Origin of the sequence: Fulvivirga sp. M361 (assembly GCF_007097395.1) — a bacterium.
In the GTDB taxonomy this organism is placed as follows: Bacteria; Bacteroidota; Bacteroidia; order Cytophagales; family Cyclobacteriaceae; genus Fulvivirga.
Genome location: NZ_VKDC01000030.1, coordinates 1 through 26,624, shown reverse-complemented (window position 1 = coordinate 26,624; position 26,624 = coordinate 1). Strand labels below are relative to the sequence as shown.

17 protein-coding genes are annotated in these 26,624 nt (G+C 40.0%); 13 read left to right on the top strand and 4 right to left on the bottom strand.

Annotated features, from left to right (window positions below; translation table 11 throughout):
* Positions 1-144 precede the first annotated feature (144 nt).
* Together FNH22_RS24240 and FNH22_RS24235 are read right to left on the bottom strand one after the other, a co-directional pair.
* On the bottom strand, positions 145-3,474 hold the full coding sequence (locus FNH22_RS24240; protein ID WP_143401076.1) for an FG-GAP-like repeat-containing protein: 3,330 nt from the start codon (positions 3,472-3,474) through the stop codon (positions 145-147).
* Between the two features lie 13 nt (positions 3,475-3,487).
* A complete protein-coding gene (locus tag FNH22_RS24235) occupies positions 3,488-4,780 on the bottom strand; it encodes a PorP/SprF family type IX secretion system membrane protein (protein WP_143401074.1) in 1,293 nt (430 codons plus the stop codon).
* A gap of 233 nt (positions 4,781-5,013) precedes the next feature.
* Between FNH22_RS24235 and FNH22_RS24230 the strand changes: the two genes are divergently transcribed.
* The 3 genes from FNH22_RS24230 to FNH22_RS24220 all read left to right on the top strand — a co-directional run bounded on the left by FNH22_RS24230 (position 5,014) and on the right by FNH22_RS24220 (position 10,592).
* Positions 5,014-5,823 carry a porin family protein gene (locus tag FNH22_RS24230; protein WP_143401071.1) on the top strand — a complete coding sequence of 270 codons (810 nt, stop codon included), beginning with the start codon at positions 5,014-5,016 and terminating at the stop codon, positions 5,821-5,823.
* 223 nt (positions 5,824-6,046) lie between these two features.
* A complete protein-coding gene (locus tag FNH22_RS24225) occupies positions 6,047-6,934 on the top strand; it encodes an ABC transporter ATP-binding protein (RefSeq protein ID WP_143401069.1) in 888 nt (295 codons plus the stop codon).
* A gap of 10 nt (positions 6,935-6,944) precedes the next feature.
* Entirely contained in the window at positions 6,945-10,592 is a 3,648-nt protein-coding gene (locus FNH22_RS24220; protein ID WP_143401067.1) for a M1 family aminopeptidase, read from the top strand.
* A gap of 234 nt (positions 10,593-10,826) precedes the next feature.
* Here the strand turns inward: FNH22_RS24220 and FNH22_RS24215 are convergent, their stop codons facing one another.
* Entirely contained in the window at positions 10,827-11,426 is a 600-nt protein-coding gene (locus FNH22_RS24215) for a phosphoribosylanthranilate isomerase (RefSeq protein WP_143401065.1), read from the bottom strand.
* A 110-nt stretch (positions 11,427-11,536) separates the two neighbouring features.
* Between FNH22_RS24215 and FNH22_RS24210 the strand changes: the two genes are divergently transcribed.
* The 5 genes from FNH22_RS24210 to FNH22_RS24190 all read left to right on the top strand — a co-directional run bounded on the left by FNH22_RS24210 (position 11,537) and on the right by FNH22_RS24190 (position 17,357).
* Positions 11,537-11,854 (top strand): co-chaperone YbbN, encoded by a 318-nt coding sequence (locus FNH22_RS24210; protein WP_143401063.1) that lies wholly within the window; start codon positions 11,537-11,539, stop codon positions 11,852-11,854.
* A 156-nt stretch (positions 11,855-12,010) separates the two neighbouring features.
* A complete protein-coding gene (locus FNH22_RS24205; protein ID WP_143401061.1) occupies positions 12,011-12,706 on the top strand; it encodes a hypothetical protein in 696 nt (231 codons plus the stop codon).
* Positions 12,690-14,309 (top strand): S8 family peptidase, encoded by a 1,620-nt coding sequence (locus FNH22_RS24200; protein ID WP_143401059.1) that lies wholly within the window; start codon positions 12,690-12,692, stop codon positions 14,307-14,309. Before FNH22_RS24205 ends, FNH22_RS24200 begins: the two co-directional genes overlap by 17 nt.
* 21 nt (positions 14,310-14,330) lie before the next feature.
* Positions 14,331-14,987: a ribulose-phosphate 3-epimerase gene (gene rpe, locus FNH22_RS24195; protein WP_143401057.1), complete on the top strand. Its 657-nt coding sequence runs from the start codon at positions 14,331-14,333 to the stop codon at positions 14,985-14,987.
* A 9-nt stretch (positions 14,988-14,996) separates the two neighbouring features.
* Positions 14,997-17,357: a carboxypeptidase-like regulatory domain-containing protein gene (locus FNH22_RS24190; protein ID WP_143401055.1), complete on the top strand. Its 2,361-nt coding sequence runs from the start codon at positions 14,997-14,999 to the stop codon at positions 17,355-17,357.
* Here FNH22_RS24190 and FNH22_RS24185 read toward each other — a convergent pair.
* Positions 17,340-19,472 (bottom strand): sensor histidine kinase, encoded by a 2,133-nt coding sequence (locus tag FNH22_RS24185; protein ID WP_143401053.1) that lies wholly within the window; start codon positions 19,470-19,472, stop codon positions 17,340-17,342. The two genes, FNH22_RS24190 and FNH22_RS24185, sit on opposite strands and share 18 nt — an antisense overlap.
* A 324-nt stretch (positions 19,473-19,796) precedes the next feature.
* Between FNH22_RS24185 and FNH22_RS24180 the strand changes: the two genes are divergently transcribed.
* From FNH22_RS24180 to FNH22_RS24160, 5 genes are all read left to right on the top strand, one after another.
* Entirely contained in the window at positions 19,797-20,270 is a 474-nt protein-coding gene (locus tag FNH22_RS24180) for a hypothetical protein (protein ID WP_143401051.1), read from the top strand.
* A gap of 109 nt (positions 20,271-20,379) precedes the next feature.
* Positions 20,380-20,991, top strand: coding sequence for a hypothetical protein (locus tag FNH22_RS24175; protein WP_143401049.1), 612 nt, complete (start codon positions 20,380-20,382; stop codon positions 20,989-20,991).
* 54 nt (positions 20,992-21,045) lie between these two features.
* Entirely contained in the window at positions 21,046-22,113 is a 1,068-nt protein-coding gene (locus tag FNH22_RS24170) for a hypothetical protein (protein ID WP_143401047.1), read from the top strand.
* A gap of 231 nt (positions 22,114-22,344) precedes the next feature.
* The gene (gene gyrA, locus FNH22_RS24165; RefSeq protein ID WP_143401046.1) at positions 22,345-24,891 is read left to right on the top strand and encodes a DNA gyrase subunit A; all 2,547 of its coding nucleotides are present in this window, start codon (positions 22,345-22,347) and stop codon (positions 24,889-24,891) included.
* A gap of 29 nt (positions 24,892-24,920) precedes the next feature.
* On the top strand, positions 24,921-26,111 hold the full coding sequence (locus FNH22_RS24160; RefSeq protein ID WP_143401044.1) for a tetratricopeptide repeat protein: 1,191 nt from the start codon (positions 24,921-24,923) through the stop codon (positions 26,109-26,111).
* Positions 26,112-26,624 lie beyond the last annotated feature (513 nt).

Here is a 26,624-nt window from a genome sequence, read left to right as displayed (position 1 = left end):
GGCATATTCACCACTCATATGAATATAGGGCTGTGGGTGATGGTAACTAGCCTTGTAAGAAAAATGTGCAAATAACACTGTTTTGAAAGGTTTGGGAGTTCTGTAATAGGAATAAATCATAACAATCTTGTTTAAGTGACCATCTCAACGTAGCAAAGTAATGCTACCCGCTTTGGCCAGTTCGTCTCCTCCGCAGTTGATGGTAAAATAATAGACCCCTGTAGGAAGCTGTTGCCCCAGGCTTGTCCCATCCCAATCGTTAAGGTAGGGCTGGGCTTTAAAGAGCACATTGCCCGTTTGGTCATAAATGGTAACCTCGCATTGAGGGAAGTCGAGTATTCTGTCTATGGTCCATGTCGCATTGATATTGTCTTCCGTATTTGGTGAGAAAAAATTTTTCGGATCCAGTAGCTCTCCGATAAGATCGCCTTCCGTTAATATTTGTATGCTACCTGACCCTGGGCATCCATTAATGTCTTCACCAATGACTTCAAACAATGTAGGTACTTCCAGTGCTGCGATAGGGTTCGCAATGGTAGGGTCGTCCAGTAACTCTGCCGGAGACCATGAGTAAGTTACTAGGCCAGAGGCATTGAGCTGTACCGGTTCTCCTGGTGCGACATTGGTAACATCTGAAGTCACTTCCACTATCGGTTGAGGAAATGCGTTAATTGTTATTTGTCCGGAACCGGAACACCCACTGGCATTTGTCACAGTCACACTGTATGTTCCGGGAGCATTGACTGATAAAGATGAGGTCGACTCTCCGGAATTCCACTCAAACGTTTGAAAGCTTTCGGTTGTGGTGATCTCAGAAGCTTCTCCTTCGCAAATGGCTTCCGGCTGAGCAGTTAATTGCACGTCAATGCCTGGCTGAATAGTGATGGAAGCAGTCTCTGTATCTTCACAAGTTACCCCTTCGTATGAAACGGTTAATGTGACGGTATAGGAACCTTGCGCTACATAAGCATGCACCGGGTCAGCCTGAGTCGAAACCTTACCATCTCCGAAATCCCATTGGTACCTTGCGGTGCCGGCAGCATCAACGACAGAAGTGTTTTGAAAGGTGATTACACTGTTTACACAAGAAGATGCCGGTGAATCAAAATTAGCCTGGGGTAATGTAAGAATATCTACTCTTTGTGGAGCGGAATCAATGGAAGGGCAGGTCGGATTCGAAGTATCCGTGGCCCTTACCCGGTAGGCACCACTTACGGTCGGCGTGAATGAGCTGCTATTGGGCTGTACAGGAGTATCATTCGAGTCAAACCAATCGAAGGTAAAGCCTGTGGCATTAGGGGAAACAGTAAGCATGACCGTTTGATTTTCACAGATGGGAGTGGTTGCGGATGGCACAATATTAAATTCAGGAGACGGTAACGTTTCAACGGTCAGGTTGAGGGTTTCCACTGTACAACCACCATCAATAACATCTACTTCATACACTCCGCTGTTAATAAACCTAAAGTCAGATACGGTTACTTGCTGGCCTGTCGAAGTAAAGTTATTTGGGCCTCGCCATTCATAGCTGTAAGCGCCACTATTCATTTTGAATATCACACTGTCGCCGATGCATACAGGTGCAGTAGGTGAGGTAAAGTTTGGCGAGACATATCCTATGGGTGAAGCACCCACAGTGACCGATACCGGTGAAGAAGTCTCTGAACAACCTGTGGCATCCGATATAGTTACCGTATAATCTCCGGATGAGACGGTAATATCGATAAAAGGGTCATTTGTACCCGCAGCTATATTATTTATTTCCCATTGGTAAGTGGCGCCATTCAATTTTTGCGTATTTAGCCGTTTAGTATTACCTGAGCAGATATTAACGGTTTCATCGGGATCAATAACAGGTACCAGGCACTTTGTATTTCGGAGTATGGAAACAATATTATCAGTTCTGTTGAAAGCTATATCAGGTCTTCCATCATTGTCGAGATCACCAGCTCTTACATTTTGATTTGCCACTTCAACACCTATGCTAATGGTGGAGAAGCTAACCGTAGAGCCTGAGCTGGTATTTCTTAACACATTTACTGATTTAGGAACCCTAAATATATCTGATGTTCCTACTATCAGGTCTTCCAATCCATCACCGTCAAAATCTGCTATATCCAGTCCAAACGGGCGGCTATCAGTGTTCATTACAATTGGTGCCGCAAACGTAACACGACTACCTGAAGCGGTTTGATTTATCAATATAGAGAGAGAGTTTTCTAATGACTGAGTAAAAACCAGGTCTGGTTTCTGGTCTCTGTTAAGATCGGCAATTTTAATAATAATGGGTGTGCCAGAAACATTGAGAGGTGAAAAAGGAGCGAAATTTATATTTCCCGGGGAGCTTTGATTAAGGCTTACAAATATATCCCCGTTTGTAGTTCTAACCTGATTTACGATGATATCAGCACGCTCGTCATTGTTTAAGTCGGCAATTTGAATACTAGCCGCATTGTCAGAACCTGTCGGGAGATTGATATTTATAGGTGTGCTTGCCCATGAAAGATTACCTCCGGAACTATTATTTTTTATAATAGAAACCTTAGGGGAGGCCGAGTCTGAAATCACAATTTCCGGCTTACCATCCCCATCCAAATCATGAATTTCGGACCGGTTTGTAGCGTTGTCTGTTACAATAATATTGGCAGACGAGAAAGATGGCATGCCGGCGGGTAAAGTAGTAGTGTTATTCAGAATAAATAACCTTTGTCCGTCAGCATTTTCGGAAAAGATCAATTCAGGAAGCCGGTCACCGTTTAAATCACCACATGTTACACTGGAAGTGGGTGCGCCTAATACAATCGGGCTAGTGGTGAAGCTTAGGTTTCCCGGTGTACTGTTGTTTAAAAAGAGAGAAGCGCTGTTATCATTTGAATTGGCAGCTACCAGGTCATTTTTTCCATCGCCGTTCAGGTCACACATACATATATCCAATAGCCCGGCCCTTGCTGATAACTTCTCTTCACTGTCAAAATCTGCGGGGGTCAGTCCAGGAGTGCCTCCAAAACTCATGGCATAAGGTATCTTTGATCTACTTCCTAAATGATTGGCAGTGTTTATGACGGAAATGTACTCAAAAGTAGCACCGATGGGTACTTCTACTTCTATCAATTGATCGGAACGTGAGATCACATTACCCAAAACCCCGCCAAAGCGTATTTCAGTAGCCCCGGTTAGGTTTTCGCCCTGTATATTAATTACCTGACCAGGGTACCCATTGATGGGCTGGACATTTCTAATGACGGGTATCTGAGCCCGGACCGAAACAGATAGGAAACTAAAGACAAGAATGGTAATAAGAGTGAAGCCCGCTGTACCGGTTTTACTGCGAGAGTACATAACCGGCTGATCCGTTTGATGGTGCCGTACACCTGACGTAGTGATAAGGGATAAAGAATGAAACAGATTCCTGAACATTGATGAAATACCTTTCCAGCCTGTTAGTTCCTTATTTAATAACGTTTGATCGCTCATTGTAACCTGTTTCTTATTCGTCAACAACAATGACTGACACACTTTTGAACTTGGTCAGCTCCTGAACCGCCTTTTTTTCCTGGTTAGCTTCTTTAGCCTTGGTAGTTTTGAAGATGTATACATAGAAACGACGATTGTTCTTATTGTAGAAGATGTCTGTTTCTATATCCTGTTCACTTAGCCTTCTCACAAGGTCATCTGCCGCATTAAAGTTACTGAATGCCTTCAGTACCACGTAGAAGACTTTTCCTTTTGGAGCATCTGAGCTAGGTGAACCTCCATCCAGGGTGCCCTGCGTGAATCGTGCTTCATGACTTTTCTGCTTGTTAATGGTACGTAAAATAGGTTTGCTTCTTTCCAGTTTTTTCTTCTTGCCAATGTTTATCTGCAGTTGGAGTTCATGTGTGCCATTGGTAAATCCCGATACAAAATCATTGGCAGGTTCATAAGCATAGCCAAGCCTGAAGTTTTTCCCTTTGATCCCGAACAGGCCGGTAGGTCCGTAATTAATACGAAAAGCACCGCCCACCCATAAATGCTCGCCCAGGTTTAAAGTGGCTAAAAATTCAATCCTGTCATCTACAAGGCCAGAGTATTTGTAGAACAAATAAAGCTGTAAAGGGGCATAATAGTCTTCTACCGACACCCGGCCTCTTACCCCTCTGCGTTTTTTGTTTACTATTTTCTTATCAAATCGTTTGCGGTAATACAACATAATATTGACTTCATCTAGCGGAGAAAATCGATAGGAGGAGAAGTCCTGTGAATTGAGCAGATTCTTTTGTAGTAATTGAGGTAATGATATACCAAAATTTAACCCTGACCCGGCTTGCAATTTAAAACCTACATTTCCAATTACCTGCATATTATTATTCAGGAAATCACCAAGGATAGGATCATTGGGGTCATCAATTTCATTTAAGTCCAGACTTGTACTGGTAATACCTGCGGAAATCCCAAAATGCATCGTAGTGGTTTTGGTAAGGTAGGAAGTATAACCGAAAGTTCCCCAGGCATCAGTAGTCGTAAAAAGTCCGCGATCAAAGGTATTGATGTAAGCCCCTATTGCTGCTCTTTTATAACTGAATGGAGTTTGAAAAGTCAGCGTACTGATCTTTGGAGCGCCTTCTATCCCAGTCCATTGCGAACGGTGATTCAGACTGACACTGGTATATCCGCCGGTGCCTACTTCGGCAGGGTTGAAAACATACGGATTGTCATAAAAGTGGTTGTAAACCACATTCTGAGCCCTGGCCGAATGCAAAATTGCCATGCAAAAGATTAAAAAATATGTAACGCGATCCATTAAGGATATAGTTCAAAAAATGAGGTTAATGACTATCTATTAACATTAAAAATGAATTTCCTTTAAATCACTCTAAAACACTTTAATCAACGAAAAGCTCTGTAAAATGCGTTTCGTAAATATTTGGTTTCGTCGAGCTTTGTTTATATTATTTTTTGTATCATTAAGCCTGAAAACCTCCTGTTGGCTTTTTTAGGTCTATTATATTTTTATTTTTTTTAATAGCAGCCAAAATGTTAATACTTTTTAAAATACCCCGAAAATACTTACTTTTTTTGTTTTTCTCCTGTTTATGTATGTCAAATGACTTACATGGTCAGCTTTTGATCGGACCTAGTGCAGGTATTCAGCTCAACTGGATAAATTACGAAGATGACGTAAGTTTCATAGAACCAGAGCCTGTTGTAGGTTACAATGTGGGTATGACTGTCGTGGGCAAGGTGGATAAACGTTTTTTTTTACAGGCTGAATTTTTGTATTCCAGAAAAGGCAAGCGTTACGAGGGGGCCATTGATCCTGATCTTGATTTTAGAATGACCAGCCACTACCTGGAGCTTCCGATCGTTTATCGGGTGGACTTTAAAGCCAGGATAGGAAATATACCTGAATTTAAGTATTACCTTGGATTAGGTCCCAACCTCAGCTATTGGTTGAAATCAAGCGGTACGGTTAATTCAGCAGAACTTGTTGAAGAAGGCCTGTCCGAATTGGAATATGATGTGGTTTTTGGCGCTAAGGACAATCCTGAGCCTAATGAATTGGTAGTAGATAAACCCAATCGTATTCAATTAGGTGTAAATTTTGCTGTAGGTCTTAGTTTTCAACCTCCGTCCGGTAATGCCATATTGGTAGACCTGCGCTATCAATTGGGACACTCGTTTTTTGCGAGGAGTGATTTTGCCCGCTTGTTAGAAGTATCTGATTTTGCCGATCCGCTTAGGGCAAGAACCAACGGAGCGCGTGTAAGTGTATCTTATTTGTTTGATACCAAGATTTCCCAACGCAAAAAAGGAAAATCCACCAATAAAGGTAGAGAGCGGTAATGCCAAAAGAGTAGGCACTCAGTAAGAACAATGTGTTACCCAGAAGTGTGAAAGGGGAGTAGTACATCACGTTTTCTACAATATCATCCGGCCAAAGGCACGCATATAATGTTACCAGACCGTTCAGACTGAATGTTGCCTCTATATGGTTATGATGACGTATATTGTTTGATAGTAATGTTTAAAACAATTTACCACGCAAATTTTAGACCACCACTATTTTATGGAGCTGAAGATTCAGAACTTATCAAAAGCCTATTCCAACGGGGTTCAGGCATTAAATAACATTTCACTCACTATCCCTCGGGGCATGTTTGGTTTACTCGGGCCAAATGGGGCAGGAAAGTCCACTCTTATGAGGACCATAGCTACCCTCCAGGATGCGGATAATGGCTCAATCAGCCTGGATGGTATTGACATTTCTGAAAACAAACAAACTATTCGTGAGCGATTAGGGTACCTGCCACAAGACTTTGGTTTATACCCTCGTATCAATGCAGAATTGATGTTGGACCATATAGCCCAAATGAAAGGGGTGATCAAAAAAGGTGACCGAAAAAATTTGGTGGCCAGCCTTTTGCAAAAGGTAAATTTGTATCAGCACCGTAAAAAGGGGTTAGGCACCTATTCAGGTGGTATGCGCCAACGGTTTGGGATAGCCCAGGCACTTATTGGCAACCCTTCATTGATCATTGTGGACGAACCTACCGCGGGACTTGATCCGTCCGAAAGGAATCGTTTCTATAATTTGTTGAGTGAAATTGGTGAAAATACCATTGTTATTCTATCAACGCACATTGTAGAGGATGTCAGTACACTTTGCTCTCGGATGGCAATCATCTGTGCCGGAGAGTTAATGATGGAAGGGAAACCGAAAGATGGAATAGATCAGTTAAAAGACAAAATATATAAAAAAGCCATTCAGAAAGAGAGTCTGGATAGTTACAAAAAGGAGTATCAGGTGATTTCCACTAAACTGGTAGAAGGTGAGTTGAATCTGCGTGTTGAGAGTGATACATCATTGGGAAATGGCTTTGAGCCTGTGAGTGCAGACCTTGAAGATGTTTACTTCAGTCATATCGCTAAAAAAGTAGATCCCATCACCCTTTAATTTGGTACACATGTTTTTAAACATATTTATTTTTGAGTTGAGGTACCGTTTTGCGCGTCCTGCTACCTATATCTATTTTGCACTGCTTGCATTTGTGGCATTATTGCTGATTGCTTCAGGTAACAGTCCTGCGTCAGAAAAAGTGTTCCACAATGCCCCGGTAGTTATTGCAGAGTTATACCTGCTCTTTTCATTATTTGGAATAATGATTTGTTCTGCTGTGATGGGTGTACCTCTTTATCGCGATCTGGAGCATAAAACCGGCACCTTTCTTTTCAGTTATCCTATTTCTAAAACAGCCTATTTTATGGGCAGGTTTTGGGGGTCTTTTGTTACTGTGATTTTCATATCATTTGGCGCTGTGTTAGGTATTTTTCTGGGGAGTATTATTGGGCCTGGCACAGGGTGGACGGAGTCGCTTCGTTTTGGACCGAATACCTTTGCCAATTATTTCCAGCCCTGGTTGACACTCTTTCTGCCTAACATGTGGTTTGCCTCGGCTTTATTTTTCGCCCTGATCGTTTTTACCAGGAATATCAAGTCCATCTATTCCGGTGGGATTGTGGTATTCATTGGTTATTTACTGGCAAATTTTCTGTCACGAGATATTGATAACCAGGACCTGGTACAAATTATTGATCCATTTGGGTTGAATTCATTTAGCTACCAGACCCGCTATCTCACACCTTTTGAGCAAAATACTTTCCTGCTTCAGATAGATGGTAACCTTTTGCTGAATCGTATACTTTGGTTTTCTGTTGGCCTTGTGTTTTTTGTGGCCTCTTATTTTAGATTTAGCTTCACGAGGTTCTTTCAAATCAAGCAGGGTAAATCCGGGAAAGTAAAAGATGATGGTGTTGTTGAAACCGTCCAAACAAAGTCCATTAACATAAGCTTTGCAGATGGGTTCCAATGGAAGGTGCTTAAGGCGTTGACCAAAATTGAGGTCAAAAACGTAGTTAAAGATGTCTATTTCAGATCCATTCTATTGGGTGGGCTGATATTCCTGATCCTGGATTTCTGGATTGGTAATACCATTTACGGTGTTTCTTCCCAGCCGGTCACGTCTATTTTAATGGAGTATAAGGGATTTGATTACATGATCTTTGTCTTCATTATACTAGTCTTCTTTACGGGTGAAACGCTTCATCGTGACAAATCGACGGGATATTCTACCATTAATGATACATTTCCTGTGAAGGATAGCGTGATAATAGGCTCAAAGTTTTTAGGAATGGCATTTATTTGTTTTATTCTCGCCACTATACCTATTCTCATCGGGCTGGCAATTCAGACTTTAAAAGGCTATTTCAACTACAGCCTGTCGACCTATTTTATTGATAGTTATTTAATCTCATTTCCAGACTATCTTCAAATGGTGATGTTGGTGTTTGCCGTGCACCTTTTCATTAATAACAAGTTTGCCGGCCATGCCGCAAGCATCGGTTTATGGCTGGTATTGATCATACTCAGGAGCTTCGCTAATTTCGATTTTAACTTGTTCTTTTACTCATATAAACCAAATTATGCATGGTCAGAAATGAATGGGCTTGGGCACTTTGGAGAGCCCTTATTTTGGTTTAACTCGTATTGGATGGCTTTTGGGTTTTTTCTGCTATTGTTCTTCTCCATTTTCTTTAGTAGAGGCACTGAAGTTAGTTTTAAGAATAGGTTGAGAAGAGCCAAGGCCAGTCTTGTAAGCCCGTCAACGGTAATCTCCTATGTATTTTTAGCTGTTGCCATTACAGTTGGAATATATATCTATTCCAATGTAGTCTACACTAATACTTATTTGACTAATGATGAGCTAGAAGAACGGCAGTCGGAATATGAAAAGCAATTAAAGCATTATGAGTTCATGGTGCAGCCTAAAATCACACAGGTTAGCTTAAAAGCCGATATCTACCCTTTCGATAGGAGTGCTTACTTTGATGCTAATGTTCAAATGGTGAACAAAACAAGTCAGCCCATTGATTCCCTTCACCTGCAAAGCAGTCAACTTTCAAAGTTTCACTTATTATATAATAAGGATACCATGAAATATCGCTTTCCACTTACCTTTCACAAACCAAAATTTAGACTGGTCAAAGAAGGGGAAGAACAGGAGTGGTATAAAATTTATGCATTGCCCAAAACCATGCAGCCGGGCGATACACTCAATATGCGAATGGTGAGTAGTATTGTAAACAAAGGTTTTGCCAATAGTGGATTTAGTCGGGAAGTGGTTTATAACGGTACATTTGTTGGAGTAGGTATGCCTGAAATTGGATATGCTGCACAAAATGAACTAAACAGTGATGAGGCGCGTAGGAAGTACGGTCTCCCCGAAAAATTAAATGAATTACCACCCCATGATGACGAATATGGAAGACGGACACTTCTCTTTTCCGATGAAGCTGACTTGATCCATTTTGAAGCTGTCGTAAGTACTACTCAGGGACAAATAGCGATTGCCCCTGGCTATTTGCAAAAAGAATGGACTGAAGGGGACAGAAGGTACTTTCACTACATTCAGGATACGCCAATTCAGGCATTTTTCAGTGTTGTTTCTGCGGATTATGAAGTGTATAAAGATAAAATGCAACTTCCTAATGGCGAAGATGTTAATATCGAAATATTCTACCATCCCGGGCATGACTATAACCTGGATAGATTTGAGGCAGCTTATAAAGATGGTCTTGAGTATTTTTCAGATACGTACGGACCATTTCAGTTCAGGCAAATGAGGTTGTTGGAATTCCCCAGGTATGCCAGTTTTGCGCAGTCATTTCCCAATACCGTACCATACTCAGAAAGTTTTGGGTGGTTGGCTGATCTAAGCGATCCAAATAGCTTTGACTATGCTTATTATGTGACGGCTCATGAATTAGCGCATCAATGGTGGGGCCACCAGATTACGCCAAATTATACACGTGGGTCTAATCTGATCTCTGAGGCTCTTGCTGAATATTCTGCCCTGGTTTTGACAGAGCGTAAATATGGGAAAGATAATATGAAGCGTTTTCTAAAAGATGAGCTTGATGATTATTTAAGAGGCAGATCAAGCGAAAGTAAAAAGGAGAATACTTTTATCAATTGTAACCGACCCTATCAGTGGTATAATAAAGGTAGTTTAATCCTTTACGCCCTGAGAGATTATATAGGGGAGGTGGCGATTGACAGCGCTATGAAAAGCTTTCTTACTGAATTTGGACTCCGTGAAAACCCACCTTATCCAGGAAGTTCAGACTTGTATCGTCACCTAGATCAGGTTACACCAGATAGCCTTAAATACTATTTGGAGGATACCTGGAAAAAAATCACACTTTATGAAAACAAAATGGAAGAGGCAAAGGTCAAAAAGGTGAATGATGAGGAGTATCTGGTCACTATGAGCATAAAGTCCAACAAACTCTATGCAGATAGTTTGGGGATGGAAAGTCCGGCCAGCTACAATGGCGATTATATTGATATTGGTGTTTTTGCTGAAGACGATATAGATGAAAACGGGAGAGATCGTACTAATCCCATTTATTTAGCAAAGCATAAGATAAAACCTGGGGAGGGAACCATCGAAATTACTGTAAATGAGGAGCCGGTTAAAGCAGGCATTGACCCTTACAATAAATTGATCGATAGAATACCTGATGATAACATTGTGAATGTTGAGAAAGATTAGTTAAAACCCGAGTTGATAGAAATTATTCTTGGAATGAGTTTTCACAGCTCCTGAGTTTTTCACTGATATAAGCTCGGGAAAGATACGATAGCCAACTCTATTACGAGAGATTGCCTGACCTTTTATGTGTAGTCTCAGCCAGGTATAGATGTCCGGTAAGAATAACTTTAAAAAGCCTCTTGAAGCCTGATATGCAAGATATCAAGTTAACTTGGTAGCTTTTAGACCTTGAGCTTAGGTTTCTACCTCGAGTAATTCTAATATATCTGCGAGTTCATCGAAATCCTTATACCCGGGCCGTATTTCGTCACCGGCAGTAAGGGCTATGCCATATGCGTTGAGTTGTTCAATCCAACCCAGGACATTATGTTCATTGATACCACTGGCAAATAGTAATTTTGTTCTTTTCGCTAGGTTCTTTAGAGTTTTTACATGACTTTCCTCGGGCACATCTGTTGAATGGACCATTAAATAGTCGACATCGTTTATATCATGTAATTCATTCAGAGCATCCAACTCAACGGTTAATATAACTTCATAACCAGCCTTTTTCAGCTCCAAAGCAACATCCGAATCGTTTACCTGTACCCGTGTTAAACGATAAGCTTCCAATTTAGCTTGTATATCATTGATAGAAGAATATTCGAATTCACCGACAAATTCTACCCCGGAAAGCCATTCCGAGATCTGCTTGAATTTGTCTAGCGGGGTATAATCGGGCTGGCCATCTTCCAGGCAAAAACCAATAAGGTTGACACCCATCCCCGCACAATAGCGGGCATCTGATAAATTGTTAACGGTATTTATTTTCACAAAAGTCTTAAGACTCATCATCTACAATATAGGTTTTAACACTAAGGCAATAAATTTTTTCTATTAATATTGGCAGCAAAATTAACCGAAATCTATTTTTTTTGTTCCTGTAATTAAACTTTAAGAAAAAAATGGCAGTAGAAGTATTAGATGACAGCAATTTCAACGCTACATTAAAAAATAGTGAAAAAACAATAGTGAAGTATTATGCAGGATGGTGTGGAAGTTGCAGATTATTTGCGCCTAAATTTAAGCGACTATCAAATGATGAACGTTATAGTGATATTATCTTCGCAGATATAGATGCTGAAAAGAACCCTGATTCTAGAAGTGTGGCAGGAGTTACTAATTTACCCTTTTTTGCTGTATTTAAAGGAGATCAGTTGGTAGAAACAGTGGCAACGAACAAAGAAGACGTGGTATTAGACCTTTTGAATAAATTAAATTAGTAATGTTAACACAGGTCAGACCCTGCCTCTGGGGTGACTATAGTAGTTTCTTCATAATGTAAAACAATGCTTATCTTACATTGTGAATTGATCTGTTAATATTTTGGTTATATTTAAAATCAAAGAACGGATCCAGCCGTTCTTTTTTTGTTTGAGATGAGAAAATACTTGATAGTCATATTTTGTGCTGTTCAGTTACTGAGTTGTCAGGAAGAGGGCGCTTTACCTGATACGGTAGCTGTAGGGTATAATTTTTTCCCCCTTCAGTTAGGAGACTTTCGAGTGTATGAGGTGGAAGAAATCACACATTCTTCCCAGGGAGCCACAGTGGATAGTTTTCAAATTAGAGTGGATGTGGTGGACTCTTTTCGAAATCAGGCAGGAGGTATTACTTATGTGCTTAGCCAGTTTACAAGAGTATCTTCATTAGAGGAATGGAAGTTCGAAAAAACCAATAGCGCCAGGCTCACAGGCGTACAAGGCATATTCATAGAGGGTAACGTTCCTTTTCTCAAATTGTCTTTTCCTATTTCTGCCGGGAAAACCTGGGATTCAAATGCACTGAATGCCTTAGACGAAGATCTTTTTGAAATGGATAGTCTTTTTAGCCCATATACCACCACACGGGATATTCAGATGCCGCAAACATTAACGGTTATTCAGGAGGATAATCAGGATTTTACGGTGAATTTCATAAAGCGCCATGAAATTTATGGCTTGGATATAGGTCTGGTGTACAGCGAAGATATTAATCTGGCCTTTTGCATAGAAGAGTCCTGCCTGGGGCAGCAGATTGTTGAAAATGGTAAGGAAATTAGGCGAAGTCTGATAGATTATGGTACGGAGTTGTAGAAAAACGATAGGTAGTATCGCTCTCTTGCTGATCAGTTTTTCGACTTTTTGTCAGGTCGATCGTTATGTTGTTTACCTGACAGATAAAAATAACACACCTTATTCTTTAGAATCTCCCGAGGATTTCCTCAGTCAGAAGTCTGTGCAAAGACGCCTGGATCAAGGTATTGAAATGGTTGTACAGGACCTACCTGTTGATCCGGCATATATAGAAGAGGTTAGCACTACAGGCGCAGAAGTATTTTTATCTTCAAAGTGGCTGAATGCATTAATTGTGGCGTCTGAACCTTCCATCGTGTCGAGTATAGAGGCTTTACCCTTTGTTGAGAAAGTGCAAAAAATAGCTTTGGGTGACAAGCCGGTCTTTAACTCGCGAAAAGCCTCTTCTTATACTACGGGAAGGACTCAATCTGTGATTAATGAGGCGCAAATATTGCATCTTGGATTGAACAATCTGCATAATGAAGGATATACTGGAACGGGAATTATTATCGCTTTTTTTGATAGTGGCTATAGAGGGGTGAACACGATTGAAGCTTTTCAGCATGTTATTAACAACAACAGATTAATACACGCTGAGAATATACCGGAATGCAACACTGATGTTTACGTTGGTGACGATCACGGCACGGAGGTTTTTTCTGTGGTGGGAGGGTTTTCGGATGATTCTTTCACCGGGACCGCATACAGTGCGGACTTTGCCTTGTTCATTACCGAAGATCTGGGTTCAGAATATCCTATTGAAGAATATAATTGGCTAATAGCTGCTGAAAAGGCAGATAGCTTAGGGGTAGATATCATAAACTCATCCCTGGGATATAATACGTTTGATTTGCCTTTTGACAGCTACGAATACGCTGATATGGACGGTAATACCACGGTAGTGAGCCGCGCCGCGGATATAGCTTCATCCAAGGGGATGTTAGTCGTTACCAGTGCCGGAAATGATGGTAACCGTGAATGGCGTTTTATCGTATCTCCGGCGGATGCTGATTCAGTTATTTCGGTAGGCTCCGTGGGTTTTGGAGGAGTTATTAGTGCCTTTAGCGCTTTTGGCCCTTCGGCAGATGGCCAAATTAAACCTGAAGTCGTAGCGTTAGGACAAGGGACTTATCGAATAAACAACTCCGGCGCCATAGTTCAGGCGCCTAGCGGTACTTCCTTATCCGTTCCCATGATTACTGGCCTTGCTGCATGTATTTGGCAATCTCGTCCGGAGTTCACCAACATGCAATTAAGAGACACCATTTTAAGTATCGGTGATCGTTCTGAATCACCTGACAATCGTTATGGTTATGGATTACCAAGATATGGTGATATCACTACAAGCCTAGCGTCGGAAACATTGAAGGGAAGCTGCAAGGTATATCTCAATCCGCATAGAGGTAATTCATTCAGGATAACCGGTGTATCCATTGACCAGGTTACAGAGGTAAATATTTTTGATTTGACTGGAGCTCAGCAAGATAACTATCAATGGAGAAAGATCGGGACAAGGCAGGGTGAAATTGAATTAGTAACACAATCTATGCCGGCAGGAACCTATATCGTCCAATTGAAAAGTACCATTTATTCGAAGCAAATTAAAATCCTTAAATACTAAATCTTATATATATTTGGCGATATGAACAAACCACTTATCGCACCATCTGTATTGGCCTGTGATTTTGCCAATTTACAGTCTGAAATTGAAATGTTAAATGAAAGTGAAGCTGACTGGATACACATTGATATAATGGACGGAGTATTTGTACCTAATCTCTCCTTTGGCATACCAGTTGTGCAAGCTATTAAGCGTCATGCAAAGAAACCAATGGATGTTCATCTTATGATTCAAAACCCGGAAAACTATGTTGAAGCATTTAAAGAAGCCGGAGCCAAATCAATTTCTGTGCATTATGAGGCATGTAACCACTTACATCGAAACTTACAACAGATCAAATCGCTAGGTTGTAAGGCCGGAGTGGCCATTAACCCGCACGTGAATGTGCAGGTTTTGAAAGATATTATTACTGATATAGATGTGGTATGTCTGATGTCGGTAAACCCTGGTTTTGGAGGACAAAAGTTTATTCCCAATACGTATCGGAAAATTGAACAACTCAAAGAAATTATTACAGATTCCGGCACATCCACACTCATAGAGGTTGACGGAGGAGTGACTAAGTCCAATGCTAAACGACTGCTAAAAGCAGGTGCAGATGTATTGGTAGCCGGAAGTTTTGTTTTTTCTTCTTCTAGTCCGAAGGACACTATTTCCTCATTGAAACACGTTGTTTAAACGTTGTTTATGAGAAACTTTCCATACCTGTTTTTTTTATTGTTTTTAACACCCATTATTAACGCCTGGAGTCAGGATCAGATCACGATATCCGGTGCTGTTACAAATGAGAAATCAGAACCACTTCAAGGAGCTTCGGTAGCTATCAAAGGAACTAATACAGGTGTGATCACAAATGATTTTGGTGAATTTACCCTATCTGTAGTAACTGCAACTTCAATATCACTCTTGGTTAGTTTTGTGGGTTACGAGACGAAAGAAGTATCCATAGATAATCAAACGAAGATCAATATTGTATTAAAGGAGGCTACTGAAGTACTTAATACCATAGAGATAGAGGGACAAAAAGAAAGCAGAAGTGAAGTGAGCCTTACCACTATAGCACCTAAAACCATCAAAGCCCTACCTTCTGCATTTGGTGATTTTACTAAGATACTGGCTACACTTTCAGGTGTAGTAAGTAATAATGAATTATCATCTACATACTCTGTGAGAGGGGGAAGCTTTGATGAAAACCTTGTTTACGTCAATAACATCCCTGTCTATCGGCCCTTCCTGGTAACCAATGGCCAGCAGGAAGGATTGAGTTTTATTAACCCCGACCTCGTGAATTCTGTTGAGTTTTCTGCGGGAGGTTGGCAATCTAACTACGGAGATAAGTTGTCATCCGTTTTAAATGTAAAATACAAGGAGCCTACCAAATTAAAAGCGTCAGCAACATTGGGATTACTAGGCGGTTCGGCCAATTTGGAAGGCTCCGGGAAAAGGATATCCGCTATTTTAGGAGTACGACACAAATCAGCCCAGTACCTATTGAATACCTTGGAAACGGAAGGTCAATACCTTCCTCGCTTTACGGATATTCAATCTTATATAAACATTGACCTGGGAAGTAAGCCTAATCGGACGAAACTTGGTATACTGAGTTCATATGCCAGAAATAGGTACCTGGTGGAACCGGAGAGCCGTGAAACAGATTTTGGAACTTTTAATCAGTCGTTGCGACTTTTTGTAGCTTTTGAAGGACAAGAAATATTGGAGTATGACACCTATCAGTCAGGGTTGAATCTGACACATCATGTAAACGATCGACTTACCACACAGTTTATTGCTTCCGTCGTACGTGCATCAGAAAGGGAGTTTACCGATGTGGAAGGCGGATACAGACTATGTGATGTGGACCGTAATGTAGGGTCATCTACGTTTAATGATTGCGTATTTACACGAGGCATCGGTACCAATGCTAATTTCGGAAGAAATACGTTAGATGCGACGATTTATGACATGGAAAGCCGTAATATTTTGACGGTTGACAGCAAAACCGTTATGGAGTTTGGCTTGGGATTCAATCGTCAGATTATTGATGATGTACTTAGTGAGAACGATTTTATAGACTCCTCTGACTTTGTGATCGAGAGAAATTTTTTGGAGGCTGAAAATAAGATAGAGGCTAGCAGGCTCCATGCCTATGGACAAGTTAGCAGAGACTTATCAGCCAGGATGACCTCTACATTAGGAGTTCGCTTAAATTATTGGAGTTTTAATGAAGAGTTAATTATTAGTCCTCGATGGCAGATATCTTATCGGACGAATTGGGTAAGAGATATTGTGTTTAAAGGAGCCATCGGCTTTTATGCCCAACCTCCTTTTTATCGCGAATTGAGAGATTTTGAAGGTAATCTCAACCAGCAGCTTAAGGCCCAACAATCCGTTCATTTTATAGCCGGTTTGGATTACAACTTTCGTTGGTGGGGCAGGGGTTTTAAATTTTATAGTGAAATCTACTATAAAGAATTGTGGAATGTGATCCCTTACGAGGTAGATAATGTTAGGGTAAGATATTATGCTAATAATGATGCCAAAGCATTTGCTACTGGTTTGGACCTCAGGCTAAGCGGTGAATTTATTGAAGGCACCCAGTCATGGTTTAGCCTGGGAATATTAAATACACGCGAAGATGTTGAAAATGACGGCAATGGCTATATACGCAGACCTTCCGATCAGCGATTGACCCTGGGAATTTTTTTCCAGGATCATTTACCTAATGACCCTACTATTAGAGTGAATCTGGGAATACAATATGGTTCAGGTTTACCCTTTGGCCCACCCAATAACTTTGAAAATAGGAACAGGTTCAATGGGGATACATACAGGCGTGTGGATATAGGTTTTGCCAAATTATTTTACTTGAGTAAACCTTCTGGTAATTACGATAAACAGTTGTTGCTTTCGGCAGAAATATTGAACTTGTTGGGAGCGCCCAATGCTATTTCCTACTTATGGGTTTCAGATGTCAATAATCAACAATTTGCTGTTCCCAACTCTCTTTCTGCCCGTTTTTTGAATGTTAAGTTAACACTGAATATTTGATACAGTCATCTTATCCTTTACTTCCAGACCTGGCACTGCCTGGGCTACTGGTATGGTTATGGTGAATGAGGCTCCTTTTTTTTGTGAATTATTAAGCTGAATTTGTCCATTTAGTTTTTCTATGGCTTTATCTACGATGTAAAGCCCTAACCCATGTCCTTTTACGGTTTCATTTCCTACTTTGTACATTTCAAATATTTCATGAGCATTTTTTCTGGCTATGCCGGGGCCGTTGTCACGTACCGTTATTTTAATGGCCTCTTGATCCACACTGATATTACAGGTGATTGTAATGGATGTTGACACATGATCCACCCATATCGCACTGTTTAAGAATAACTGGTAAAGGATTTTTTCGAGTAGGAAGACATCTGTAATAAGTTTGTCCTCGCCGGATAGCAGGAAAGAGATATTGTTTTTTTCCTTTACCACTTCCATAATAGTGGTTTTTAGTTTCATAATTAAGCTTTTCATGGACACTAATGAATAGCTTACCTGATGATATTTTATAGTGCTTACTATATTGAGTTTACTTACCAGTTCATCCATAGAATTGTTGACGAGGGCTATTTTATCGAAAAATTCTAATGAGGTTTTATCGATTACTATTTTTTTTGCCAGGTAAAGTAGTCCGGATATAGAGCTGATAGGCTGTTTTAGGTCATGTGAAGAACGGTAGAGGAACGTGTCTAGCTCTTTATTGATGGCTGATAATCGAGCTGTTCTTTTTTTTACCTGCCTTTCCAGTGTGTTATTAGCCAAACTGACCTCTTTGTTCTTTTCTTTTAGCATGTCGCTTTTTTCTTTCAGCTCATTATTTATTGAATTTAACTTTTCTGCCTGGGCACTGATCTCCTTTTTTTGGCCAAGTGTACTCAATTGTAAATTTTCGAGAGTGTAAAATGATTTAGAAAACCTTTGGCCAAGGAGGAAAGAGTTGAGCAATATAACTACTACATATCCGGAGTTTAGCAGAACTACATTCAGATCATTTGTATTAAAAAAAATATGAGTCAATACATGAACACCAAGCACTAAGGTGCCCAAAAGTATGGAGACAGTAGCCAGGGACGAACCCTTGAGCTTATTTTTGGCGGCTATAAATACAACGATAATCGCATATAATAAATTAACCCCCATCAATAAGAGAAATACATTTAAAAGCTGTGTGTAAAGCCTGGAAGGTGCCAGTACGGTGAGAAGTATAAATGCACTGATTAACCAGGTGATTATTTTTGGATAAAGTCGATGGCTGAATTTTTTAAAAATGGTACTTAAAAACATGCTGCCGCATAAACCACTTGAAAACATCGCAATATATTCGAGTTTGACGTGATAGATCCATGGCAGCCACTCAAACGATAATGCCAGAGGTGCATATCCATCGCTGAGTGATCTGTAAGACCAGAATATACATAAAACAGAAAAGTATAAAATGGCTTTGTCTTTGTTCCAGAAGAAAAAAAACAAAAATAAGAATGACATGCCTATGAACATAAGGCTGCCAATGAATATCATGTCCGCCATTATGGTTTGCTTTTCTTTTTTCAGCAATGTTTTTGCAGTGCCTAGTATAGGAGCTTCTATTAGTCCGCCATTATTGTGATAGAAATTAGCCACCTGGATAACAATATCTAACGTATCCCCAATTTGTGAAAATGGAATGGTGGCATTTAATTGCAAATGCCTGGTTTCTTTCTTTGTTTTCGCCACATTACCGTTCTGTAATATCAGTTTGTTGTTGATCCACACTTTACTGCTTGAGAAGGCATAAGGTATTTGCAGCGCCATTAGCGGCAAGTTGTCAGCTATAAGCAAGCTAAGATGATAGGTAGCATAGCCAAATGAAGAATCAAGCGTTTTGTCCTCGGTTTTGATATCCTGCCACCTCATCAAAGGAGTATAAATTGCATGATCTGGTAGGGCCTTTAACTGATCAGGGGTTAGCAACTGTTTCCAGTAGAAAAGCCAGTTGTAATCCAGCTCTATGGCTTGGTCATTATTGAAATCTATGTGTCGGAGGTCAACAAAGTGATATTCACTTTCATTCTGTGCCCATAGGGGTGAAGAAAGAAATAGGACTGTAAATAATACTATAGACAGGCAAAATCTCACTTATATTGTAATTAAAGTTAAAGTGATGGTAGTAGACGTATGCATACTATGTCTTTAAATTAATAAAACTAATAGATGTATTCTTTTTTTAGAATATAAATTCTGTAGATCAAATTGGAAGCTTACCCTTTATTAGAGAGCAACTTACATTAAGTGTCGAGCACATATCGTTATCATACTTTTATATGCTGTTAGTAAAAGATGTCGTGTACTAAGATATTCATCATCAAATCGGAGTTTTGCTTGAAATAAACATTGGAATCTTGTTACTTCGGGGTTCGTTGATAATATAATTTCAGGAATTAACCCAATAAACAAGAAAAAATGATGAAGATTAATGTTTTGCTTACAACATGTTTTGTAATGCTTTTAGGTACTGTGGCCTCAGCCCAGGATGAAGTAACAGATGATCAACTGAGGAAATATGCGTTAATGATGGAGGTAATAGACGCTATGAAATCAGAAATTAGTGTCTTGACCAATGATATGATCAAAAATCAGGAAGGCATAGACGGGAAGAGATATAAAGAATTAGCCAAAGCAGGGGGGGATGCCGCTAAACTGGATGGATTAGGTGCGAAAGAGTTCGAGAAGAAATTCATGATGTTAATATATGAGAAGCAGGAAGAGCGCAAAGACGCTATTAAGCAGGTGAATCAAATCTTGGCTACTAAAATGCTTTCTAACGGAGGAAAAAGCTACAAGGCAATCAAAGCGGCACTCAAATCCGATGAGGCAGTGAAAACACGTTATGAAGAAATTGCTAAATCACTTGAGCTCAGTGATGATGATGCCTGATACGTGTAGTTAGAATTAAATAATATTCAAAGGTCAGTGAACAAAATGCTGACCTTTTTCATTAAAAAAATATTATATTAACTCACGTTTTAGTTTAATAGATCTTACTATGTTTTCGGAAAATGAAATAGCTACCATGATTGAGATCGAAGAGATCTTAAATGCTACCGTTAAAACCAAAGAAAAGTTTATTCGTGAAGAAGCCAATTTTCTGGATATTTCCAATCACGATTTTTTATCATTAATCATGATGACCCCTGCCATGGGGGTGGCCCTGGCCAACGGTAGTATTAGCTTATTTGAAGAGTTGGCACTCAATAAAATGGCACGTAAGATGTCAAAAGGAGGCTATTTTTTGAAAGCAGACCCTGTGGCACATGCCATGAAGTTTGTGATCAACAACTTTTCTACATGGGAGCAGGAGTTTTTGAGCGTGGTAGAAGTGTGCATGGAGTGTACCTTTAATCGTGAAAAACTTTCGGAAGATGACGGACATAAATTGGGTGACCCTATCAAAGACTTTGCGAGAGATCTTATGACCGTTCCCTATATTTTTGTGAGGTTTCTAAGTACGATGGTACTTAATGATGAGTCTGATATTGTGGAACATAGAAGTATTTCTACTGTTGAATACGAAAAAATTAAAGATATCGGTGTCAGATTAAAACTACAGGATATCCCTGTCTTCAAATCGTTTTGCAACACTTTTGACGTGAAATAAGTCATTTTCCTGAATTATAGGATAATATTTTTTAAACTTGCCTGTTCTAATCTAATGATCAACAGGGCCTTTTTCATTCACTTTCTGTTTTACTTAGCACTGTGCTGCCTGGTAGGTATAGGTAATGTCAGCGCCCAGGAGGAAGAAAAACCGTCTATTCCGCTAGATCATTTTTATGCAAAGCCAAAGGAAGTTTTTGGGCTAAGAAAATTAATCAGTAAGCTAAACTTTAGCTTTGAAACAGGTTATGGTCGTACTTTTTATAGTCAGGACCTTTCCAACTTTAATTTACTCCAACGTGTCGACTCTGTTCCTGTGATATTTAATCCGGATCTGAATACCAGTGGCGGTAATCTTTCGGTGGGATATGATTACTGGTTTAACAGAGCAAACAGTAATGAGAATATTAGTTTTGATTCTGCCAATGATTTCTTAATAGGAGGAGATTCCACGAACCTGAAGTTTAAAGCGCCTGGCACCAGCATACCAGTCACGGGTATGATCCATGTAGAAATAGACAGGTATAAGATAGGGGGAGGTTTTTCATTCGAATATCATCGGCCAAGTACATTTGAGCCTACCGCGTTCAAAGACAGAATTGCTTCTTTTGATCCTGACTTCAATGCAACGTTTCATAAAAAGTATTTTATACTATTGGGGGCCAAGGTATATCGGTATTATGAGTGGTTGCTCTCTGTAGATACAAGGATAGGGGCCTATCGCCTGGGTAGAAGGTTTGATCGTAGTATCATACAAAAAGGGATTTTTGTGAATTTAGGAGGTACCATAGAGCGGGAACTTTCCGAATACTTTTCTGCTTTTGTCAGGCCTTCTTTCGATTTTAAAAACTATACCCTCAGTTTACCGGAGTCGAACCTTGATGTAAATCATTCTATGAATGCCTTTTACATTGGCGTAGGAGTAAAATACAGACTTCCAGAACACCCTAAATGTTTTATAAAGAATTGTACTACTCAAATTAACCATCAGCACGGTAATAGTAGAATATACAGGAGCAGGAAACATCCTTTTTACAAGAAGCAAAACCCCCATCATGGTGAGAACTATCCTCGTTTGATCAAATATAAAAGGAAAAATAGAAGAAAATTAGAACCTTATTAGCAGAAAGTACAAAGTGTTTCGAGCTATTTTTGATCTTATCAGAACAGTCGTCTGAACCGTTTGATTAAACGCTGATTATTAAGATAATCAAAGTAGGAATAAATGGGGTGAATCTGAGGATAACAAGCAGTTTTACGCCTTGTTATAATTGTTTTGCTATCCTTGTAAAATGCTCTGCTAATTCCGTAAATTCGCCTTAATTTTTAGATAAATCTGAGTTAACAATAATCAATGGCTGAAGGAGGAAAAGAAAATCTGCCAGGCGGCAGACAAGGTATCATTCCCATTAACATAGAAGATGAAATGAGAGGTGCCTACATAGATTATTCTATGTCGGTTATTATATCCAGAGCACTCCCCGATGTAAGAGACGGTTTAAAACCTGTACATAGAAGAATACTCTATGGAATGCTTGAATTGGGAGTAAATTATAATAAACCGTATAAAAAATCAGCTCGTATTGTTGGAGAGGTGCTGGGTAAGTATCACCCTCATGGAGACAGTGCAGTATATGACTCTATGGTGCGTATGGCCCAGGAGTGGTCCCTTAGATATACATTAGTAGACGGGCAAGGGAACTTTGGAAGTGTAGATGGAGACTCTCCTGCCGCGATGCGATATACTGAAGCACGACTGCGAAGATTAGCAGAGGAGCTACTGGCAGATATCAATAAAAACACCATAGATTATCAACCCAATTTTGATGATTCCTTAAAAGAACCTACCGTATTACCGGCTAAAATCCCCAATTTATTGGTGAACGGAGCTTCAGGTATTGCTGTAGGTATGGCGACTAATATGGCGCCGCATAACTTAAGCCAGGTGATAGATGGTACCATAGCTTATATTGATGATAATGAGATCACTATTGCCGATCTGATGAAGCATGTAACCGCTCCGGATTTTCCCACCGGAGGTATTATTTATGGTTATACAGGGGTCAAGGAGGCGTTGGAAACAGGCCGTGGCAGAGTAGTGATGCGAGCCAGAGCTGACTTTGAAACCACTAAAACCGGCAAGGAGCAAATCATAGTTACCGAAATACCTTATATGGTAAACAAGGCGAGCATGATTGAGAAAACGGCGGCCTTAGTCAATGAGAAAAAGATAGAAGGTATTTCTGATATTAGAGATGAGTCAGATAGAACAGGAATGCGAATAGTGTACGATCTTAAAAAAGATGCTATTCCTAATATTGTCTTGAATCACCTCTATAAATATACACAACTCCAGTCGTCGTTTGGAGTAAACAATATAGCCTTGGTGAAAGGGCGTCCTCAAACCCTTAATTTAAAAGACCTGATCCGATATTTTGTGGATCATCGTCACGAGGTGGTCGTCAGAAGGACACAGTTTGAATTGGAGGAGGCCGAGCGAAGGGCTCATATTCTGCAAGGTTACCTGATTGCATTGGATAACCTGGATGAAGTGATCGAACTGATCAGGAATTCAAGAGACCCTGAGGTGGCCAGGGTAGATCTGATGAAGAAGTTTGATCTGTCTGAAATACAAGCCAAGGCTATCCTGGAGATGCGCCTGCAACGATTGACCGGTCTTGAGCGTGAAAAGATTGTGAAGGAGTATGAGGAGGTTATGCTTTTGATTACCGATCTCAAGGATATTCTTGACAACAAAGGCAGACGAATGGAAATCATCAAAACGGAATTGACTGAGATCAAAGACCGATATGGAGATGAACGTCGTACTGAGATAGTGCATAGTGCGGATGATCTTACTATAGAAGATATGATCCCTAATGAAGAGATGGTAATTACTATTTCACATGAGGGCTACGTCAAGAGGACACCGTTGACGGAGTATAGAACACAGAGCAGGGGAGGTGTGGGGTCCAAAGGAGTGAGCACCAAACAGGATGATTTTACCGAACATCTTTTTGTAGCTTCCACACATAATTACTTATTGATCTTTACGGAGTTTGGTAAAGTATTCTGGAAGAAAGTATATGCTATTCCGGAAGGTACTAAAACATCCAAAGGAAGAGCCGTTCAAAACCTTATAAATATTGAACCTGGTGACAAAGTACGTGCAGTGATCAATGTTGATAACCTGACGGACGAAGAATACATTAATAACAACTTCGTCATGATGTGTACAGAAAATGGCATCATTAAAAAAACTACATTAGAAGCCTATTCAAGGCCACGTCAAAATGGGATCAATGCCATAACCGTCAGAGATGGAGATAAATTGTTAGAAGTGAAACTTACGAACGGTAAGAACCATATTGTTATTGCGAAACGAATGGGTAAAGCCATTCATTTCAATGAATCTGATGTGCGGTCTATGGGACGTATGGCTTCCGGTGTAAGAGGCGTTACACTGGAAGGTGATGAAGATAAGGTAGTGGGTATGGTCTGTATAAGCCGAGAAGATGCTAACCTATTAGTAGTTTCAGAAAAAGGATTTGGTAAAAGATCGTCTATCGAGGACTATCGTATTACCAAACGAGGGGGTAAAGGTGTAAAGACTATCAACGTCACTGAAAAAACTGGCAAGCTTGTTGCCATTAAGGAGGTAATTGATTCCGATGGGCTTATGATCATTAACAAGTCAGGGATCACCATACGTATGGAAGTAGAGGACCTGCGGGTGATGGGGCGTGCTACGCAAGGGGTGAAGTTGATCAGACTAAACGAGAATGACGCAATATCTTCTGTAGAGAAAATAGAAAAGATAGAAGTACATGAGGATGAACATCAAGGTGATGATGCCTCTGAAAGCAATGCCTCTGAAGATGATAAGGAGGAAAAAGAATAACTTTGTATTAAACTTGAATTTTAAATACTATGAAACGATTAATTGCACTGTCAGTGGCTTGTCTATTAGCATTTGCAGTGAGTGCACAAAAAAAACCTAAAATAAACCAGGCTGAAAAATTAAGGCTGGAAGGCAAACTTGGTGAAGCGAAGGAAATTATTGACGCGGCTGCAGAGTTTGAAAAAACTAAAATAGATGGGAAAACATGGTATTACCGTGGCCTCATATATGCAGCGTTAGATACAACTTCAAATCCGACATATAAAAATCTTGCCAGTGATCCTTTAAAAACGGCAATGGAGTCTTTTAAGAAAGCAGATGAACTACAAAAAGGTTCCAGTGAGTATTATATTTCAGGGCCTGGCGGACTTCCTCAGCTAAAAAGTCAGCAGGTGCAAGGTTTGTGGGGCTATTATTTGAATAAAGGAGTGGAAGCTTTCCAGGCTGATAATAAAGAAGATGCGCTTGTTTGGTTAAATAAGACTAAAGTAGTGTCTCCGAAAGATACAACCGGATATATTTATGCAGGGTCTATTGCTTTAGCTGCAGAAAAATATGATGAAGCTGCAGAGAATTATTATGCCCTAATTAATGATCTTGACTTTCATTCCAAGGATGCTTACAATTCGCTGATCTATATAGAGGGATCTATCAACAAAGACAATGAAAAATCATTAGAGATCATTCGACAAGCGAAAGTGAAATTTCCTGAAAACCTGGATTTTGCAAAATCTGAAGTGGCAACTTTGATTAGAATGGGTAAATCAGAAGAGGCAAAGGACGGATTAGTAGCCGCTATTGCTAAAGAACCGAGTAACGCCGCATTACATTTTCAGTTGGGTATAATGGAAGAAGAGTTGGGTAATATAGAGGAAGCAAAAGCAGCTTATGTGAAAGCAACCGAAGTGGATCCTGATTACTTCAATGCTGCCTTTAACATTGCAGTACTTTACTATAACGAGGCTGTGAATTTGATTACAGAAAAGAATAACCTGGGCATATCTAAAGCTGACATTGCTAAAGCCAAGGAAATGCAGACAGAAATAGATACTAAATTAAAGAAGGCGCTACCTTTTTGGGAGAAAGTGCTGGAACTACAACCAGAGGAAAGAACTGCACTGGAAACATTACAGTATATATACCTCCAGGAAAAAGAATATGACAAAGCTGAAGAAGTTAAAGCCAGGCTAGAAGCTTTACCGGAAAAGGAGGAAGGCTGATCTTCAGAAATACAATAAAAGAAAAGCCCTGGTATTTTCAAGATACCAGGGCTTTTCTTTTATACTACATGCATATTACAAAAGCGAATCAGGGTTCTCTTGAAAATGCGTTTTCCGCTTTTGTTGCTGGGTGTTGGCTACTGGGTTACTGGCAATACAGCATGTAGCTTTTTGATTATCAATATATTACAAAGTGCTTAAAACGCACTATTGCTCAGCGATTTTAATGCTGATGGGCTGTGGTAGCGAGATGAAAACCCCAAAAATGGCACGAACTTCCTGATTCTGAGGTGCAAGCTGCCAAAATATCCGGCAAAAAAAAGTACATCTAATCATGAAAAGAGCACTTTTTGAGTCAAAATCATTTTTCATGAGTTGCCCAATTAAAAAGAGGCCGTCTCAAAAGTGATTGAGGCGGTCTTTTTACTTTTACAAGGATTGAGTTTTTGATTTAACGATTAGCAAGCTTCTTTTTCAAAAAGGCAAGAGTTGTCCTAAGCCTATGCCGCCTTT